The organism is Nitrospirota bacterium (assembly GCA_015233895.1).
In the GTDB taxonomy this organism is placed as follows: Bacteria; Nitrospirota; Thermodesulfovibrionia; order Thermodesulfovibrionales; family Magnetobacteriaceae; genus Magnetomonas.
On record JADFXG010000031.1, the window covers coordinates 1 to 17263 of the forward strand.

The 17263-nt window shown below is 41.8% G+C and carries 15 protein-coding genes, 1 tRNA gene, 1 pseudogene and 1 CRISPR repeat array; all 17 genes and pseudogenes read left to right on the plus strand.

The features are described from left to right. Positions 1–343 precede the first annotated feature (343 nt). A complete protein-coding gene (locus HQK88_14525) occupies positions 344–2224 on the plus strand; it encodes a trypsin-like peptidase domain-containing protein (protein ID MBF0618015.1) in 1881 nt (626 codons plus the stop codon). A 25-nt stretch (positions 2225–2249) separates the two neighbouring features. Continuing rightward, a complete protein-coding gene (locus tag HQK88_14530) occupies positions 2250–2732 on the plus strand; it encodes a hypothetical protein (GenBank protein ID MBF0618016.1) in 483 nt (160 codons plus the stop codon). A gap of 139 nt (positions 2733–2871) precedes the next feature. Then, positions 2872–3510: a DUF2760 domain-containing protein gene (locus HQK88_14535; protein ID MBF0618017.1), complete on the plus strand. Its 639-nt coding sequence runs from the start codon at positions 2872–2874 to the stop codon at positions 3508–3510. Positions 3511–3585: 75 nt separating this feature from the next. After that, positions 3586–5379 (plus strand): Hsp70 family protein, encoded by a 1794-nt coding sequence (locus HQK88_14540; protein ID MBF0618018.1) that lies wholly within the window; start codon positions 3586–3588, stop codon positions 5377–5379. A gap of 45 nt (positions 5380–5424) precedes the next feature. Beyond that, positions 5425–5522, plus strand: a tRNA-Sec gene (locus HQK88_14545). A gap of 299 nt (positions 5523–5821) precedes the next feature. Next, positions 5822–5974 carry a hypothetical protein gene (locus tag HQK88_14550; protein MBF0618019.1) on the plus strand — a complete coding sequence of 51 codons (153 nt, stop codon included), beginning with the start codon at positions 5822–5824 and terminating at the stop codon, positions 5972–5974. 17 nt (positions 5975–5991) lie between these two features. Next, complete coding sequence (gene cas5, locus HQK88_14555; protein ID MBF0618020.1) at positions 5992–6606, plus strand: CRISPR-associated protein Cas5; 615 nt, start codon at positions 5992–5994, stop codon at positions 6604–6606. After that, the gene (locus HQK88_14560; GenBank protein ID MBF0618021.1) at positions 6596–8638 is read left to right on the plus strand and encodes a type I-C CRISPR-associated protein Cas8c/Csd1; all 2043 of its coding nucleotides are present in this window, start codon (positions 6596–6598) and stop codon (positions 8636–8638) included. Before cas5 ends, HQK88_14560 begins: the two co-directional genes overlap by 11 nt. A 23-nt stretch (positions 8639–8661) precedes the next feature. Next, positions 8662–9540, plus strand: coding sequence for a type I CRISPR-associated protein Cas7 (locus HQK88_14565; protein MBF0618022.1), 879 nt, complete (start codon positions 8662–8664; stop codon positions 9538–9540). Beyond that, positions 9540–11744, plus strand: coding sequence for a DEAD/DEAH box helicase family protein (locus HQK88_14570; protein MBF0618023.1), 2205 nt, complete (start codon positions 9540–9542; stop codon positions 11742–11744). Before HQK88_14565 ends, HQK88_14570 begins: the two co-directional genes overlap by 1 nt. 18 nt (positions 11745–11762) lie before the next feature. After that, entirely contained in the window at positions 11763–12425 is a 663-nt protein-coding gene (gene cas4 / locus HQK88_14575) for a CRISPR-associated protein Cas4 (GenBank protein ID MBF0618024.1), read from the plus strand. Further along, complete coding sequence (gene cas1c, locus HQK88_14580; GenBank protein ID MBF0618025.1) at positions 12422–13453, plus strand: type I-C CRISPR-associated endonuclease Cas1; 1032 nt, start codon at positions 12422–12424, stop codon at positions 13451–13453. Before cas4 ends, cas1c begins: the two co-directional genes overlap by 4 nt. Positions 13454–13466: 13 nt before the next feature. Then, positions 13467–13753 (plus strand): annotated as a pseudogene (cas2, locus tag HQK88_14585) (CRISPR-associated endonuclease Cas2). A gap of 183 nt (positions 13754–13936) precedes the next feature. Beyond that, positions 13937–14621: a CRISPR direct-repeat array (repeat unit 32 nt; unit sequence GTCGCTCCCCACGCGGGAGCGTGGATTGAAAC). Between the two features lie 158 nt (positions 14622–14779). Continuing rightward, a complete protein-coding gene (locus HQK88_14590) occupies positions 14780–15151 on the plus strand; it encodes a transposase (protein MBF0618026.1) in 372 nt (123 codons plus the stop codon). Then, on the plus strand, positions 15094–15357 hold the full coding sequence (locus HQK88_14595; protein ID MBF0618027.1) for a transposase: 264 nt from the start codon (positions 15094–15096) through the stop codon (positions 15355–15357). Before HQK88_14590 ends, HQK88_14595 begins: the two co-directional genes overlap by 58 nt. 254 nt (positions 15358–15611) lie before the next feature. Continuing rightward, complete coding sequence (locus HQK88_14600) at positions 15612–16409, plus strand: hypothetical protein (protein ID MBF0618028.1); 798 nt, start codon at positions 15612–15614, stop codon at positions 16407–16409. Continuing rightward, positions 16381–17262, plus strand: coding sequence for a YegS/Rv2252/BmrU family lipid kinase (locus tag HQK88_14605; protein ID MBF0618029.1), 882 nt, complete (start codon positions 16381–16383; stop codon positions 17260–17262). Before HQK88_14600 ends, HQK88_14605 begins: the two co-directional genes overlap by 29 nt. Position 17263: the final 1 nt, after the last annotated feature.

The window sequence follows — 17263 nt, forward strand, 5'->3', positions numbered from 1 at the left end:
GCTGAAATGTTTAAGTGCGTTGCTTAAGTGGTATAAGTGTCGCACTTAAAGGCTATTTAACAGCATATAGTACGATAATGAAGGAGGAGTAGAAGATGAGCCAAAGTTCTTTGAATTACAGAGTGACAAGAAATCCTAAGCGTAACTTAGCAGGGCATACCTGCGATGATGGTACAAATACGTTAGCTTATTGACAGAAGGTTATAAATATAGCTGAAACTAAATGGCAGCGTGGCTGTCATGATTTTTTGGAGGTGTTTCGTTAAAAAGTATTGGGAAGGTAAGGACTAATTTGCCTTTTTATAATTTAGATAAAACACTTGACATTACCGGGGGAAAAACAATGATTACATTCTACAAAAGCATGAAATTGAAACTGCTGTTAGCTGTTGTTTTGTTGCTTTCTTTTGCGTCAACGGGTTATTTAGAAACTATAAGTGTGCCACCTAAATATATTAACACGGGGGCTAAGAAAGTAGATGCTTATATAAAAACACTTAATTTCGACACGTCAATGAGTCAGCATGAGGCGGTAACAGTAACAGTTCCTACAGATACTATTGACAAATTGAAATCTGTAAGAGATACATATACAGGTCCGCCAATAGTCGGAGTTAACGTGGATTTACCAAGCCATGGTGAAACCATGTTTAATACAAATATAAGGGAATTAACAACAAAAGATGGTTTAAATACAAAGCGTGTGGCAATATATGCTAAGGACGCTCAAGCTATAAGGCTTCACTTTGTAAAGCTTCCGGTAAATACCAATGTGTACATTTATGGTTTAAAAGGACAGTCCTCAGCTCACGGACCAATTGAGGTAGATACCGAAAACCAATCAGATGGTTACTGGGGACCTACAGTGTTTGGTGAAGTTGTGTTTATAGAAATGTTGGGAAACGGTGATGTTAACACATCCGAGCTCGTGATAGATAAAATTAACTATTTTTTTTTGGATCCATTGAGTCCGGGTGCTAAAACGTTATGTTCATCTGAAGTCGACGTAAATTGCGATTCAACTGTGAGTACTTATAAAAAAGCAATTGCCTTAATAACATATATCAACGGTAGTAATTCATATCTTTGCTCAGGGGCTTTAATAAGCGATTTAGGTTCAACTAATACCGCTTGGTTTCTTACTGCTAACCATTGTATAAGTAGTAACACGGTCGCAGCTACTCTTAATGCATATTTTAACTATGAGACTTCTGCATGTAATGCGGGCGATGCGAATATTAACAATGCCAGCCAGGTTGTCGGTTCAACATATGTAATAAGCAAGGATTATTCGACCGGTTCAGACTTTTCATTGCTTAAACTCAACAGTGCTCCCTCTGGTGGTGCTTATTACCTTGGTTGGACAACCTCTGATATAACAAGCGGAAAGGGTATACATCATCCAGGAGGAGATTACAAAAGAGTTAGTAGCGGCTCAATTGTCTCATCCAATTGGAGTGATCTAAATAATACTAATTTTTGGACAGTAACATGGACATCAGGATTAACTGAGGGAGGGTCCTCAGGCTCTCCTCTGATTAATAGCAGCGGTTATATTGTTGGTCAACTTTATGGTGTTTCTGCTGATCAAACTTGTAGCAGCACTACTAAGTACGGCATCTACGGCAAATTTAGTAAATCATACTCTGATGGCCTTTCCACATACTTAGGAGCCACATCAACCACCACCACAGCAGCCGGCACTAATACCACAACTACCACATCAACCACCACCACAGCAGCCGGCACTAATACCACAACTACCACATCCACCATAGGCGGCTCTAAAAACGTTAGTTATACCCTGCCCTATCTTCACACAAATCCAAGTGGTGTGGTTTATTGTATGGCAAGTAACATGACATCATCCTCGCAAACGGGTTTTGTTATGGTTAGGGCTAATAGCGTTGGCACTGCATTCACACCGTCGTATGAAAGTACAACATTTCCACTTTCAGGTAAAACCACAGAGATGCTTACGTTTTCTGGGCAAGCACTGACTGCTGGTACCACATCAATTAGTTTGCTTGCTAAAACAGGAGGCACCGCTACTTCAACAGTAATGTATTCAGCGAAACTAACGTTCAGTTCCAATGATAGCACATCGAGTTGTAAAAGTATGGGTTTAGCTTGCTTTCAGGGAACAACGTCACCAAAACGCAATGTTTTGGGGGTTCTCTGTAACGACGGCAGCACATACACCAGTAGTGATCTTGCCCACTAATTTTAAACAAAAGGAGATAACAAAAATGAAAAAGATAATAACATACACACTGATGACATTACTGATAACGGGAGTTATTAGTATATTGTTAAGCAATAAAACTGAGGCAAGTTCAGCAACATATTACATGCCGTATCTTCACACAAATGCAGGTAATGTGGTTTACTGTGTGGTGGGTAATGTGTCTTCAAATGCAATAACGGGCACATTTTCAACGATGACAACAGAGAGTGGCACTGCATCTCAAACAGCAGGCACAGGCTTTAGCATAGCGGCAAACACAACGCAAATGATTACATTTTCGGGAACCACTATAACAACCGGTTCATCAACAATCACAGTATCAGACGTAACAAACGGCAGCTATAGCGGCAAGCTGGCGTATACCAGTACAGCAAACGTATCGTGTACCGACGTTCCTATGAGCTGTTTTCAGGGAACAACAAATCCTAAGCGTAACTTAGCAGGGCATACCTGTGATGATGGCACAAATGTTTTAGCTTATTAACTAAATTCCGGGGGGATGGTGCTTATGGCACCATCTCTCGATGGTTTACACACAACATTGACAAAGCTGCTCTCTTTCATTTAGCATATATAACCGGTTGCTGGATGTGAATTTGTGTTGCAAAAGGAGATTTCTTCTTATGGGAAACCAATTGGCAAATAAAGCGAATCTATTTGTGTTAATGACTATTATCATCACTGCATGTATAGTTTCAGCAGCGATGGTTGTTACAAGTATAAGTAATGTCAGCGCTAAAACTACCATTATACTGTTTGCAATATCCGGAGTGTTGATATCAACCATCACGTATTTTGCTGTGGTTTTTTTGCTGACTAAGGCTTCAGACACCGTACAGGATCGAAAACTGCCACAACCTGAGGCCGACACTAAAGCCCTCGATGATGCAAAGGTTGCACAGGTGCTTTCAGTGTTACAGAAAAAGGGTCGGCTTATTGATTTTTTACAAGAGGATATCAGCAATTTTACAGATGCACAGATAGGACAAGCAGTGCGTACTATTCATAGAGACTGTAAACAGGCTCTTGTTGAGTACCTGACTATAGCGCCTGTGATGGAGCAAATGGAGGGGCAGAGGGTTACGGTTTCAGCGGGCTTTGATCCATCATCTATCACCTTAACCGGTAATGTTGGAGCAAATCCTCCTTTTACCGGTACAATAGTACACTCCGGTTGGCGGCTCAGCGAAAACAAATTGCCAGAGCTTCAGCAAGGGAGAAATGTGTTTGTTATAGAACCGGCTGAGGTGGAGATTTCATAGAACTTGTCTTAATTTGGCCATATCTCTTCAATCAAATATACTTTTTAAGAAAATATAAGCGAGGTGGCGGTTATTATGGCAGATGCCAGATATATCGTAGGTATAGATTTAGGAACAACTAACACAGTCGTTGCATATATTGATACGGAGGCAGATAATCCAACTCCAACCGTATTTGAGATTCCACAGATAACAGACATAGGAGTGGTGGAGAAGTTTACGATGCTTCCCTCATTTCTCTACATTCCGACCGATGCTGAAAAACCGGAGACCAGTTTTGCTTTGCCCTGGGGTAGCCCATCCGATGCGGTTGCCGGAGTGTATGCCAGAAAGAGAGGAGCACAGTTGCCTCAGCGCCTCATATCCTCAGCCAAGTCGTGGCTTTGTCATGCCGGTGTGGACAGAACCTCACCGATACTACCGTGGAACTGCCCTGAGGATGTGCAAAAACTGTCCCCGCTTCATGCTTCATCCAGATACCTGTTACATATAAAAGCCGCATGGGATGCTAATTTTGGAAAAACCAGCCAATTAAGCGCACAGGATATTTATCTGACAGTTCCGGCCTCATTTGATGCTGCATCGAGGGAACTAACGGTAAAGGCAGCTGAAATTGCAGGACTTAAACACGTGACCCTCATAGAGGAACCACTGTCTGCCTTTTATTTTTGGCTTAACGCTCATTCTGAGAGTTGGCGCAGGACCCTGAAAGTCGGCGACATTGTGCTTGTTTGTGACATCGGAGGCGGCACCACAGATTTCACTTTGATAGAGGTTCGTGATGAGGGAGGGGAACTTACCCTTCACAGAATAGCAGTGGGAGAGCATATCTTGCTTGGCGGCGATAATATGGATCTCATGTTAGCTTATATATTAAAAAAGAAATTTTCCGACCGGGGAGTCAGTCTTGACAACTATCAGATGTTGGGATTAATTCATGGTGCGCGGCAGGCTAAGGAAAGTATGCTTAACGATGCCGCTGTGGAAAGTTATAAGATAGCAGTGCTTGGGCGTGGCCGCTCCGTGGTAGGTGGCACAATAGAGACTGAGGTTAGCAGGGAGGATCTGGAAAGAGCAATTTTAGATGGGTTTTTTCCCTTTACAAAAATAGATGAAATGCCTGCCGACAAGCGCTCCATCGGGTTTAAAGAGTTAGGGCTTAATTATGCAACTGACTCTGCGGTGACAAGACATTTGGCTAAGTTTCTCAGCCATCACTCAGTGGGCGGAAACGGATTTATCAGACCTACAAAGATTCTTTTTAACGGAGGAGTTACCAGGGCAGGAGCGCTGAGAGAGAGACTGACTGATGTAATTACAGGATGGCTTGAGTTACCGGATGATGTGGCGCTTGCAACTCTTGCCGGAACAGACCCTGATCTTGCTGTCTCACAGGGAGCCGCCTGTTATGGCTACACAAAGCGTGGCACCGGAATTCGTGTAAGGGGTGGGGCAGGGCGGTCATATTATGTTGGCATAGAGGCTGCGATGCCTGCGGTACCGGGGATGGAGCTTCCGGTTAAGGCACTGTGTGTGTGCCCGATAGGGATGGAGGAGGGCACGGATGTGAGAGTGCCCGGCCAGGAATTTGGTCTTGTAGTGGGAGAGCACGTAAAATTCAGATTTTTCAGCTCAACAATAAGAAAAGACGATGTGGTTGGGGATTTGCTTGATGAGTGGGTAAGCGGTGAGATAGAGGAGCTTGCACCGATTGAAGCATCATTGCCAGTTGAGGAAAATGCCGGAGTTTTGGTACCGGTAACGCTTCATGCGTATTTAACAGAGGTTGGGACACTTTCGATATTTTGTGAATCTACTGATGGTAAAAACAGATGGAAGCTTGAGTTTAATGCAAGAGATGAGGGTTAAGACCCAGATAAATTATTAAAGTATGGCTATAACGTTTTACAGTATGGGAGTGTATGGGGCTCTGGTGTCCCCCCCGGACTTCAAATCCGGTGTTTCCTGCCAAAAGTGGGAAGGGTGGGTTCGATTCCCACACGCTCTCGCCAAAATATTGTTATAAATCAATAAGTTTAACTTTCCAAAATCCTCAAACATACTGTCACCAAACCGTCACCAGCATATCTTTGTAATCATTGTTTTTTATTAATTTCTTTTTGATTGCAAGGTAAAAAATTGTGATTTAATTTATGTGATTATGTTAGTATGGCAGAATTGTTTGATTTATAATTTTATCCAAAACAATTGATAGTGACAGGTATTAATTACATTTACTTAACGTTGATGTAAGTAATAACTGCAACAGCATCAGGGGAAGCGTTTATTATTTTTGGGGGAGGAAGAAATAATGAGGTATTATGCGCATTCACTTAAAGAGAGTCCAGTTGATACATGGCAGCCACTTGATAAACATTTAATTGGTACAGCAGAATTAGCTGCCCGGTTTGCCTCTGAGTTTGGCTGCGGACAGTGGGGCTACTTGAAATATAATGTTAATTAATGAAAGTGAGGTAGAAAATGGAAAAGCTATATGAGGTTTCTTTTGAAATTGCAGGTCCGGCAGCTATGTTTACACGGCCTGATACTGGTGCTGCTCAAGTATCCTATCCTGCACCTACATATTCATCAGCCAAAGGTATCTTTGAAGCAGTCGCACGTTTAAAAAGTGCATATATTCAGCCAACGAAAGTAGAGATCTGTGCACCAATAAGATTTAGTAAATATGTCACAAATTCTGGCGGACCATTACGGAAAGCCAACCAGAAAAAAAGTGGTAGCTCTTACCAAATACCTGCCACTATTCTTGTGGACGTATGCTATAGAGTTTACGGAGTTGTAAAAGCTGTCACTGATTCACCAAATAATACTAATCATCTTCATGCACTTCAGGAAATTTTTAAACGACGACTGGTAAAAGGCCAACAATACTACACCCCTTGTTTAGGTTGGAGTGAATTTGTGCCCTCATATTTGGGTTTATTTCGAGAAAGTACAAATATAGAGAAAACAATTAATATTGTTATACCGTCAATGCTTCATGCCGTATTTGATAAACCGGTCAATGGTCAAATAAAATTTATATATCGTCAAAATGTGAAAATTACAAGTGGGGTGATTGCGTATGCTGAATGAACTTATGACACTTAATATGTCACTTAAAAGATGTGAACTTACGGTACCACAAACTCATCCGTGGTTTAAGATCCCTGCACGTAAAGAAGGGTTTATCGTCTGTATAAATTCTGATTGTAAGATAGAAACCTTAGAACATTGTACTAAAGAACGTATGGTAAATTTGTGGAAAATAATGCCTGATAATCAGAATAGCTTTCCTGTAATTAATTTTAGTTTACCAATCTGGCAACTACCTATATTGCCTACGTGTATACGCAAAATGTTGGATGATAAAGACGTAAAGCAACGGTGTAACAAGATGAAAGAAATCATACAGCAGTTGGAGCTATCTTATACAGAAGCCGAAAGAGATAAATTTGAGGGACGTATTTGTGGTTATCCCACAGAATTGCTGAAAATTTTAGACTGTAATAATTCTAAAATAAATGCTTTCTGTACACTAATAAATAGGTTACAATCTTATGAACATAACATAGACTGCTTTCTCAGACAATTATACAAAGTTGCGGTTGATGGTTGTTTAAATGGTAGTATTGAACAGATTGATTTGGTAGAGGAATTGCTTTTTGGGAAATGGAATGAAAAAAAGAAAAAATTCATTTGTGATATCCCTTTAATATTCGATTTAGCAGATTACGCCAATTTTAATTATAGAATAGCTGCTCCTGATCTTAAAAATATATTAAGTGAAATTCTTTTGAGAAGGCCAATAGATGAAACAAACAAAGATTTATGCTCTCTGTCGGGGGAGATAACAGTAATTGAGCAAAATACTTTTCCGCAACCGTCACTGCCAAAACTTGGTCCAACTTTTCTCTTTTCTATGAATAAGGATGCACCCTGTCATAGCAGATATGGAAAAGTTAGTTCAGATATATTCCCTGTTGGAAAAGATTTATTGAAAGAACTAAATGATGCACTTAAATTTATCGTAGACGAAAAACGTGAAGGTAAAACATGGAAATCCATACCTGGTAAAAGCATTGCTGAGAGCGACTTACTTATTGTTTACCTTGAGGATAAACCTGAAAGTGAAATAAATCTGGCTGAGCTTCTTAACGATGCTGATGAGAGCGAATTTTCTGAAGCTATGTATGAAAAAGTAACGACTAAAGTTTGCTCAGCCCTTGAGGGAGAAGAAGGTATTACAAAGGAATCTTTAGTTCGTGTTTTTGTACTTAGAAAAATAGATCCGGGACGTAGGCAAATTGTACTAAATTCATCTTTCACGGTTAAAAATATACTCACAGGAGTTACGGAATGGCAAGTTGCAGCTAAAAACCATCCTATCATCTTACCATTAATAAAAGATCAAGCAAATTATTATGTACTTTCGCCTGCTTCAGTTATGCGGTGCTTTCAGTATAAGTGGATAAGAAATGGCACTGAAAAGACTAAAGTGTCTGGAATTGGTCTGCAAGAGGTTTATGATATTCTTCTTGGGGTACCAAAAGAAAGTGAACATTCAGCAAAAAGACTGTTATCACTTGCTCTTCAACGGCAGATATCGCTTGTGTTAGGTATAGGTGAAGCTATTCGTTCAGATAATCTTAAAATTTTGAATAAATTCAAACAGGAAGGCAAAAAACCAACACTTAAAGCAGTGACACTCTTTTCCATACTGCTTTACAAACTAGGACATAAAAAGGAGGTGTATATGAAAGAAGCAACTTTTAACGTAGGCAGACTACTTGCCCTAAGTGATGATCTACACATTCAGTATTGCAAGCATGTGAGAAAAAACGAAATTCCGCCTCAACTGATTGGTAATGCTTTAATGTCTTCAGCTATGGAAAATCCTGAACGTGCCATAACGAGGCTTTGGAATCGCCTGTTGGTATATCAGGCATGGGCAAATAAAGTGCAAGGTGAGGAGTATACATTAGTTAAATGGATTTTGGGTCAGATTGGAAAGGTCTGTGCAGAATTGGCCAGTGTTACCTTACCACGACAAACAACAGATGCTGACAAGACAAAAATGCTTTTAGGCTACCTTGCCCGTTCAGAGGGTAGGAATCAAGATAAGTAAATATGACAATATGGAGGAAAATTATGAGTAATCAAAATGATGGAAACGATTGCATAAAAAAGGCCACAGGTCTTTTAATCATTGAGGTGAGAGGTTCAAATCCCAACGGTGACCCAGATCGCGAAAGTGATCCTCGTCAGCGGTATGATGATCGAGGTGAAATATCACCTGTTTCATTTAAACGAAAAGTACGAGATTTGGTTGAAAACAAAGAGGGCCCTGTTTGGCAAGAAATCTCAAAAATGTTCAAGCCTAAATTAGAGGATGCTAAATTTCACATATTGGAAAGCCGTGGAAGAGACCGTAAAGCGATAGAAAACGAAATTAAAGATGGTACATTTAAGGAAAAATATTGGGACGGCAGGGTTTTTGGAAACACTTTTCTGGAGGAAGGTTCATCGACATCTATCAGGACAGGCGTTGTTCAATTTGGTCTTGGTATTTCCATTGCACCAATTGAAATAGAACGAATGACTACAACCAATAAGGCAGGGGTTCAGGAGGACAAAGATCGAGGGATGGCACCTTTAGGTTATCGTATTGTTTCACATGGTGTGTATTGTATGCCTTTTTTTGTCAATCCAACTGCAGCAACTGCAACAAGTTGTACTAATACAGACATTGAGCTTTTAAAAAGAATACTACCTTACGCTTATTCTCATACAGCCTCTTATATTAGGTCTTTTGTCGGTATTCGTCACGCCTGGTATATCGAGCATAAATCGCAATTAGGTTCCTGTTCAGATTTCAAGTTAATTGATGCTTTGACACCAAAAAAGAAAGAGAACTTCGATCCAGAAAAGCCGTCTAAAACATGGGACGAATATGACTTTCCCACTAAATTGCCAGAAGATTTGAAAAGCAAGGTCAAACCACTTCTTGACTTGATGGATATGCAATAATGGAAGCGTTGGCACACAGTGCAAGGGCTGAACAAGGTATTCCGCCTCAGACTTATGCTGAGCATGTCATAAATGTTTTGGAGAGAACTCAAAAAAACGCTTCTGAAGCTGCTAAATACTTTGAAGACTCAAATCAAGCATTTGTTGATAAAGTAGCTGCAGCCGCTTTATTTCATGATTTAGGGAAATTAGACGACGAAAACCAGAAAGTTTTGAGAAATCATTCAAAAAAGAAGCTGCCAATAAATCACGTGGATGCTGGTTGCGTTTATTTGAAACAACGCAACCAGCTTCAGGCGGCATTTCTGATATATAGTCACCACGCTGGTTTATGCTCATTGCCAGATGAGGTTGTCAGAGACAGTCTTTTTTGCCGTGTCAGGGATATTGCTACACAGCAACGCACAAATGAGTTGATTAATGACTATAAAACATTACATGAAGATATCTTAGATTCATGTGTGATAAAAAATGTTAGCGGTGGCATCAATTGGAATGGACTAACTTATCGTTTAGGTCTTTCATGTTTGGTAGATGCTGATCACAGTGATACTGCACAGCATTACGAAAATGAAGGAAATTTAGAATATAAGGATTTACGCTGGGAAGAGAGACTGCGGGCTCTTGATAAGTTTGTTGAGACCGAATTCAAAAAAGATCCGTATTCAGCTCGTAATTTGCAACGTCAAGAAATTTATGACTCATGCAGAAAGGCAGATACTATTACACCGATTCAGGCATGTGAGAGTCCTGTTGGTACAGGTAAGACAACATCGGTTATGGCACATTTATTACAAGCTGCTATAACAAAAAAATTGAGACATATTATTGTGGTGCTGCCATATACAAACATTATCAAACAGTCAGTTAAAACTTACCGTAAAGCTCTTGTTCTTGCAGGTGAAAGTCCTGAGCAAATCGTTGCAGAACATCATCATCAGGCAGATTTTGAAAGTAAAGAATTACGCAGTCTGTCTTCGCTTTGGAAGTCTCCAATAATCGTTACAACGGCAGTTCAGTTTTTTGAAACTTTGGGAAGTAATATGCCTGCAAAACTCAGAAAGTTGCATGAACTTCCTGGTTCAGCCATATTCATTGATGAGGCACACGCTGCAATTCCGTCCTGGTTATGGCCTCAAACGTGGCTGTGGTTTAAGAATTTAACAAATTGGGGTTGTCATTTTGTCTTAGCATCTGGATCACTGCCTCGATTTTGGACAATGGAAAAATTCGTTTCCCCAACAGAACAAATACCCGATTTAGTATTAGACGAACTACGGCAACGTTCAAGTAAAAGTGAGTTTGAAAGAATAACTTACAGAACATGTGATGAACCGTTTGACCGTAAGAGTTTGATAGATTTTATTATGTCTCAACGTGGTCCAAGGCTTGTAATAATGAATACTATTCAGTCGGCTGCTGTAGTTGCTAATGAAATGCAAAAGGCTGGTCATACAGTATTACACCTATCTACAGCATTAACCCCTGTTGATAGAAATCGAATTGTAAATCAAGTAGTGCAATTACTTAAACAAGAGAGAAATATCGAAACGAAAAATACCGATTGGACGCTTGTAGCCACAAGCTGTATAGAAGCAGGAATGGATTTTTCTTTTGCTACTGCTTTGCGGGAAAGTTGCAATGTTGCAGGTTTAATTCAAATCGGAGGACGTGTAAACAGAAATCATGAAGGTACAACTAGGGATGTTTGGGATTTTCGTGTTCTTGACCCTCTGTTAAACCGACATCCATCCTTTGAGACAAGTCGTGCTGTGCTCGATAATTTGTTTAAAGAACAATTGATCCAAAAAATGTCAGCGACAGATGTCATGACTGAAGGTATGAGAAGAGAGATAATGAGCAACTATAGCAATAATGCAGAGGATATAAAAAAAAGCGAAAAAAAGGGGGATTATCCTAAAGTTTCTGAACTTTACAGAGTTATTAAGGCTGATACACGTATTGTTGTCGTAGATAAGAAAATTATAGAGGCATTAGAAAATCATGAAAAAGTTACTACTTTAGATTTACTAAGGAACAGTGTTCAAATATGGTTTCAGAAAATAAATGCTCTGACTCTTGAGAATGTTAAGGGATATGATGAACTCTTTAAGTGGACATGGCCTTACGACCCTGATTTTCTTGGGATTATGAAAGGGGTTTTACCCCTTGTTTATGCAAAAGAAGATGGTTTAATTTTTTAGAGGGGAAACTATAAAAATATGTTTTCTGAAGACGACCTTCTACCTCTTTCAGCGCTGCAGCATCTGATTTTTTGCGAGAGGCAGTGTGCGCTGATACACATTGAGCAGGTGTGGGATGAAAATCTCTACACGGCTGAGGGCAGAATTATGCACGAACACGTTGATTCCGGTAAAAGCGAAAACAGGGGCGATGTCAGAGTTGCAACGGGCGTTCCCATCAGATCACTTATGCTTGGGCTCTCCGGTAAAGCCGATGTCGTGGAGTTTCATAAAATCCGTAGCGATTCAAACAATAAACGGATTACATGGCAGCCTTTTCCGGTAGAGTATAAACGCGGCAAACCCAAGCGTGACAACTGCGACAAGGTGCAGTTGTGCGCTCAGGCAATTTGTCTTGAGGAAATGCTCAACATTGAAGTAAATCATGGAGCAATGTTTTACGGCACAACCAGAAGACGGCTTGATGTCCTGTTTGATGACGGGCTTAGACACGAAACAACTCAGGCTGCCATAAGACTTCATGAGCTGATAGAATCCGGTATAACCCCTCCGCCTGTCTATAGCCCTAAGTGTAAAAACTGTTCCCTTTTAGAAATATGCCTGCCGGATAAGATTAAAAAAGGCTATTTCTCGTCTGTGGAAACATATATTAAAAAGTGTCTCACACAGGTGGTGGAATGAAACGGCTGCTTAACACGCTATATGTAACAACACAGGGAGCGTATCTGTCAAAAGAGGGTGAGACCGTGGTGGTGCAAGTCGGCGATGATACGCTTGCGAAAGTGCCTGTGCATACGCTTGGCAGCGTGGTATGCTTTGGGCAGGTGATGGTCAGTCCACCACTTATGGGATTTTGCGCAGAGAGAAATGTTTCGATAAGTTTCCTGACCGAATATGGACGGTTTTTAGCAAAAGTGCAGGGACCGGTCTCCGGCAATGTTTTATTACGCCGTGAGCAGTACCGCCGGGCGGACAGTGCTGAGGAATCGGCCAAAATAGCAAGGTCGGTGTTGACGGCTAAGATTTCCAACAGTCGAACGGTGTTAAGGCGCATGTTGAGGGACCATCCGGAGCGGCTTGACAGTGATGATGTGTTAAAATCGGCAACGCGGCTTAGCGTATCGCTTAGAAAGGTTCAGGCTGCGACAACGCTTGATGAATTAAGAGGGATAGAGGGTGATGCGGCGCATCATTACTATAGCGTCTTTGACAATCTGATAATCAATCAGAAGGAGGAATTCTTCTTTAAGGGAAGGAACAGGCGACCGCCTATGGACAATGTCAACTGCTTGCTATCATTTTTATATACGTTGGTTCTTCATGACATCCGAGGGGCGTGTGAAACGGTGGGGCTTGATCCGGCGGTGGGGTACTTACACAGGGATCGACCCGGACGTGCTGGGCTTGCGCTTGACATGTTAGAGGAGTTCCGTCCGTATCTGGCAGACAGGTTTGTGTTGAGTCTGATAAACTTAAATCAGGTGAAACCTTTAGGATTTAAGAAACTTGAAACAGGAGCAGTTACGATGGATGATGAAACGCGCAAGGTAGTATTAGTTGCGTATCAAAAGCGTAAACAGGATGAGATAACGCATCCGTTTTTGAATGAGAAGGTATCCGTGGGGATATTGTTTCACATTCAGGCGATGTTGTTTGCGCGATTTATACGTAATGATCTGGATGGGTATCCACCGTTTATATGGCAGTGAGGGATGAGGGATAATGTTGGTACTGATAAGTTATGATGTATCGGTAGATGGCAATGGCAAGCAGAGGCTGCGGCGTGTTGCGAGGCGTGTCAGGACTATGGTCAGCGGGTGCAGTATTCGGTATTTGAGTGCTTGTTGGATCCAGCGCAGTGGACGGTATTGCGGCAGAGACTGATAGAGGAGATAGACAAGGAGCATGATAGTCTTCGGTTTTACTTTCTTGGTTCAAACTGGAAACACCGTGTGGAGCATATAGGAGCGAAGGGGGTGTTGGATCAGGAGGGACCGTTAGTATTCTAAGTAGTGGCGAACCCTAAGCGGACAAATTTTTCCATGGGAGGTTCGCAGGACTTAAAAAGTGTTTACAAACAATGACTTATAAGTATTGTTCTTTGAAAACGATGATAGAATCAGAGATAAAAGGAGAGGTTTGCGGAAAGAGGTCAAATAAGTTATAATAATCAGTAAGTTACGTAAGTGACCGTCGCTCCCCACGCGGGAACGTGGATTGAAACAAAATAGTCACTCATAATATTGTTTAATTCAGTGTCGCTCCCCACGCGGGAACGTGGATTGAAACTAAAGAGCTAAAATCTAAACGGTTGAGCGCGGCGTCGCTCCCCACGCGGGAACGTGGATTGAAACTAACATATAGGCAACCACATTTGCCGATGTGCAGTCGCTCCCCACGCGGGAACGTGGATTGAAACTTCTATATCATCAAGGCCGACTGGGTTAAATATGGTCGCTCCCCACGCGGGAACGTGGATTGAAACTTCTATATCATCAAGGCCGACTGGGTTAAATATGGTCGCTCCCCACGCGGGAGCGTGGATTGAAACTAAATATTAGAACTTTATCCAATAAAATCAAGGAGTCGCTCCCCACGCGGGAGCGTGGATTGAAACGTATCCACATATGTCTTTCATCCGGGTCCCAGGTCGCTCCCCACGCGGGAGCGTGGATTGAAACCGATGGAGGAGCTTGGGACAGAAATGCGCTCTATGTCGCTCCCCACGCGGGAGCGTGGATTGAAACTGTGCTTTTTGCGAAGGCTTGTATTTTTACATCGTCGCTCCCCACGCGGGAGCGTGGATTGAAACGCCTACAATACGCTAACCACAATCAGGGTTATGGTCGCTCCCCACGCGGGAGCGTGGATTGAAACACCAAACCACGACATAAGGCCGGACTCGATATGTCGCTCCACACCGAATGAGGTTGATAGGAAATATGGACACCAAAGTTTATGTAAATGTGTCAAAATGAAAGGATACCCAAGGGCATTAAACAAAGGAATTACGTTAGGAAACAGTAAAGTTAGCGATAGAAGGGAAAGTTTCGGTATTAGAGGCAAGCCGTAGGTTATCGTTGTCAACCTTGACGTTGGGAAACTGGCTGAAGACTTATAAAAAAGGGGCACTAAAGGAAGCAGGGAAAACACAGAGGCCTCTGAGTGATTTAGAAATGGAAAACAGCAAGTTAAAGAAGGAGCTTTCAAAAGTAAAGAAGGAGCGAGAACTACTAAAAAAGCGGTCGCATACTTTGCTCCGGTACGCGATGATGAAAGAGATGCGACCTCGATACACAGTGCCATTTATGAGCCGGATTTTGGGCGTATCATCAAGCGGTTATTACGCGTGGTTGCACAGAGCAGCATCGAGACGTGTCCGGGAAGAAGTACGGCTGTGGAAATAGAGATAAGGGCTGCGCATAATCGTACCCGGCAAACGTACGGTTCCGAGCGGCTACAACGTGATCTTTCGGAACATGGTCTAAATATTGGTATTTGCTGTATCAAACGTATCCGCAAGAAACCTGGTATACGAAGTAAGCAAAAGAGGAGATTTAAGGCTACGAGACCGACTCAAGGCATACGTTTCCTGTGGCAGATAACTACTTAATCAGCAATTTGAGGTAACGGCCCAGAATCAGGTCTGGTTAAGCGATATTACTTACATCCACTCAGAAGAATTGTGGTTGTACCTTGCAGGTCACAAGAATTTATTTAACGGCGAAATAGTAGGCAACCCGCCTACCACCAACGGATGGTTTTTAAAAGTTGTTGGGAATTGTTATACTTAAAAACTGTGGCTTTCTTAAACAACATCCTTTTTTTTATGGATTATGATTGCAAAGTTAAAAGTGGCATTTGACAATGGAATCAACTATACTCTATAGCATACGAATGAGGGCTGAACACCTTGCCCTCCACGTATCTGGTGCTGAGGACATTATGCCGGCAAATGGACTTAAGACAGCTGCATCTTCGTTTATTAATCGCGCATTACACCATAATCCGGGGAAAATCGTCATAACAATAGAGAAACTTGAAACAGACCCAATCCGGCTGACACTGCTCCCGCTCGTCACTTGCAACGTAAAAAGTGTGAGAGAGGCTCATAATACTGTCAGAGCGCTTCTACGCGCCATTAACATCTGTGACGAGGCTGTTGATACCGCTTTTAGTGTTATTTTTAATGACAAAACCGCTGCTGGTGCCCACCTGATTGATGCCGATAGCGGAAAAGTGCTGCTTACAAATAATTCCATGGCGCTGGTAAGAGTTTCCAGATTTGGTTTGCTTAACTCCATTATTGAAGAGCTACAACATAATCTGAATATACACGGACTTACTCACCACAGGGTCAAAGAGGCACTCTTGCTTGCCTCTAAGGTGTGCTCCTCTGATGCGGTTGCAGCAGAACTTTGTGTATCAGATGACCCGGAATATACAACCGGATACGTTGCATCTGAAAAATACGGCTACGTCAGACTCCCTGACATTAAAGAACCCTGTAATTCTCAAGGTGGCAGAGTTATATTTTTAAAACACGAGGCTTCCGTAAACAGCATAATAAAATACTTTGAAAAAACTCCGGTGTTGTTTGATACAATATCAGAGATGAAAGGAGTGATGGATTTAGATGAAATCACGGGCTCTTGTAATAGTTAACCCAATAGCAGGGTCATATACAAAGAAAAAGTACGATAGTTTATGTGCAGCGCTGACAGACGGGGGCATGGAGTTTGACATTTTTAGTACGCAGAAAAAAGGCGATGCTGAGATGCGGGCGCTTTCGGCGGTAAAGGAATCAACTCATTCGGTAATATTGGTCTGTGGCGGTGACGGTACGGCTAATGAGGTTGTAAATGCTGCAGCATTTTCCGATACTCCGGTTGGCTTTCTACCCTTTGGGCTAACAAACGTGATCTGCCGTGAGGTGGGAACTCAAAAGCCGATACCTGAGGCTATAAAAGTTATCCTTAACGGCACAGTTAAGAGCGTGGCACTGGGGAAAGTCACATCTATGGAGACCGAAAAACACAAATATTTTATTTCGATGGCTGGTTTTGGTTTTGACGGCAAGTCGGTTTTTGGGCTTAACAGGCGGCTGAAGGTGCGCTTTGGCATCTGGGCATACATATTTAGCGGACTTCAGAGTCTTTTAAACTATGTACCGGATGATATTGGGTTACGTGTAGAGGATTTTGTTTATGAGGCAACAAGTGTGATAGTAAGTAATGGTTCTCGTTATGGAGGCGATTTCAGGATAGCTCCTGATGCCAATATTTTAAATGCTGCCCTTTATGCCAGCGTATTTAACGGACAGAACAGAGTGGAATTATTCAGGGATGTTATCAGTGTACTCAGTGGCCAGTCTTGCCGATGCCGCAATATTAAACACATCCAATGCCGGCATGTTACAATAGATACACCTGTACATGCGCAGATTGATGGTGATTATCTTGGGAAAGGCACGTGGAAAGTGGAAACCGCAGGCAATGCCTTAAAGGTAATTTATTAAA

Bases quoted from the DNA above. Each gene is read 5' to 3' on its own strand.
- HQK88_14605 (MBF0618029.1), top strand. From the start codon at position 16,381: ATGAAATCACGGGCTCTTGTAATAGTTAACCCAATAGCAGGGTCATAT.
- HQK88_14560 (MBF0618021.1), top strand. From the start codon at position 6,596: ATGCTGAATGAACTTATGACACTTAATATGTCACTTAAAAGATGTGAA.
- cas1c (MBF0618025.1), top strand. From the start codon at position 12,422: ATGAAACGGCTGCTTAACACGCTATATGTAACAACACAGGGAGCGTAT.
- HQK88_14540 (MBF0618018.1), top strand. From the start codon at position 3,586: ATGGCAGATGCCAGATATATCGTAGGTATAGATTTAGGAACAACTAAC.
- cas4 (MBF0618024.1), top strand. From the start codon at position 11,763: ATGTTTTCTGAAGACGACCTTCTACCTCTTTCAGCGCTGCAGCATCTG.
- HQK88_14530 (MBF0618016.1), top strand. From the start codon at position 2,250: ATGAAAAAGATAATAACATACACACTGATGACATTACTGATAACGGGA.
- HQK88_14600 (MBF0618028.1), top strand. From the start codon at position 15,612: ATGGAATCAACTATACTCTATAGCATACGAATGAGGGCTGAACACCTT.
- HQK88_14550 (MBF0618019.1), top strand. From the start codon at position 5,822: ATGAGGTATTATGCGCATTCACTTAAAGAGAGTCCAGTTGATACATGG.
- HQK88_14565 (MBF0618022.1), top strand. From the start codon at position 8,662: ATGAGTAATCAAAATGATGGAAACGATTGCATAAAAAAGGCCACAGGT.
- HQK88_14570 (MBF0618023.1), top strand. From the start codon at position 9,540: ATGGAAGCGTTGGCACACAGTGCAAGGGCTGAACAAGGTATTCCGCCT.
- HQK88_14535 (MBF0618017.1), top strand. From the start codon at position 2,872: ATGGGAAACCAATTGGCAAATAAAGCGAATCTATTTGTGTTAATGACT.
- HQK88_14525 (MBF0618015.1), top strand. From the start codon at position 344: ATGATTACATTCTACAAAAGCATGAAATTGAAACTGCTGTTAGCTGTT.
- cas5 (MBF0618020.1), top strand. From the start codon at position 5,992: ATGGAAAAGCTATATGAGGTTTCTTTTGAAATTGCAGGTCCGGCAGCT.